This is a genomic window from Deferribacterota bacterium, assembly GCA_034189185.1.
Taxonomy (GTDB): Bacteria; Chrysiogenota; Deferribacteres; order Deferribacterales; family UBA228; genus UBA228.
Map to the genome: position 1 here is coordinate 1 of JAXHVM010000312.1, position 1500 is coordinate 1500.

The 1500-nt window shown below is 30.5% G+C and carries 2 protein-coding genes; both read left to right on the plus strand.

From position 1 onward, the window contains the following. Positions 1-349: hypothetical protein (locus SVN78_11195; protein ID MDY6822171.1), on the plus strand; the 349-nt coding region annotated here is incomplete at its 5' end. After that, positions 346-1500 (plus strand): oligosaccharide flippase family protein (locus tag SVN78_11200; protein ID MDY6822172.1); only part of this gene is annotated, 1155 nt, incomplete at its 3' end. The genes SVN78_11195 and SVN78_11200, both read left to right, overlap by 4 nt.

Genomic DNA, 1500 nt, shown 5'->3' on the forward strand with positions numbered 1-1500 from the left:
GTTAAATGACCCAGGTTGGGATATTCTAGTTGAGGTGTATAGGGGGGATAATAGGTATAATCCAGAATGGAAATGGGAGTTAGCGGAGTGGGTACCTAGAAAAAAGAATTTAAAGATGTTTGAGAAATATACCTCTTTTGATATTTATGGAAAATCTGTAAGATATGACCTTCGGACGATTGAGAATTTTGATATTGAGAGGATAGGGTTAATAGTATCAACTGTTGAAGAGAAGCCTTTTCCTTATCAAGATAGACTTTCAATATATATGGAATCTCAGTGGTTAGAGTTAGAAAGTGTTGTGAATTTAAAGAACAAAGATTTATACATTTTTAAAGTAAATATATGAAGAAACTTATTCAAAAATTATTACAGCAATATATTGGAGATAGCGGATATAAAAAACATGTTCTTATCTTAATATTTGGAAGAATTGTGGCTCAAGCTGTTCCAATTTTATTAACCCCACTATTTACAAGAATTTATTCGCCTGAGGAATTTGGGGTTTTTAGTGTTTATTTTACTATTGTTTCAATGATAGCTTTGATTTCTAATTTTAGATATTCCCTTGCAATTATACTTCCTGTTAAAGAAGATAAAGCTAAAAGCTTAGTCTACATTGCTAGCCTTTTCTCTTTAGGTACTTCAATATTATTTTATATTGTACTATTAATTTGGGGAAATCAGATTTTAAATGGTATAGGAGTGCCTGAGTTAGTTGATTATAAGATTCTCCTTTCTCTCAATATCTTAATAGTCGCAATATATGAATCTTTGTATTACTTTAGAATTAGGAGGAAAGATTATAAGCTAATATCGATAGCTATAATAGTGCAGTCAATTGTAGTGGTATCGACTAGAATTCTGATGGGATTCGGGGGTAGGACTAACGACGGTTTACTATATGCATATTTCTTAGGCTATATACTTTCCTATTTTATATTGTTACATAAATCTGAATTAATAAAGAAGATAAGAATAAATTGGAAGGAAATTAAAGTAGTGCTTTCAAGATATAAAAATTTTCCAAGATTCTCTTTAATTGCAGACACCTTCTCAGTATTAGGTGATAAAGCACCTAATTTACTTTTAAGTAAATTATGGGGAAGCACTTACGTAGGTTATATGTCAATGTCTGACAAAATTTTAGGCTCTCCGATATGGTTTGTTACATCCTCTGTAGGAGATGTTTTTAAACAAGAAGCTTCTGAAAGGATTCAGAAAGAAGGTAATTGTGAAAAGATCTTTTATAAAACCTCAAAAACACTTTTTCTTTATGGAATTATTCCTTTTGTATTAATATTTTTATTAGTTCCTTCCATAACGCCCTTTCTCCTAGGAGCAGAATGGTCTGAGGTTGGACAGTACATTCGTATATTTTCAATTATGTTTTTTGCAAAATTTGTTGTAACTCCCGTTGCTTACATTATGTATATTGTGGGAAAACAGAAACTGAATATATTTTTTCAAGCAGGCAAATTTTTTGTTATATTAATAGCT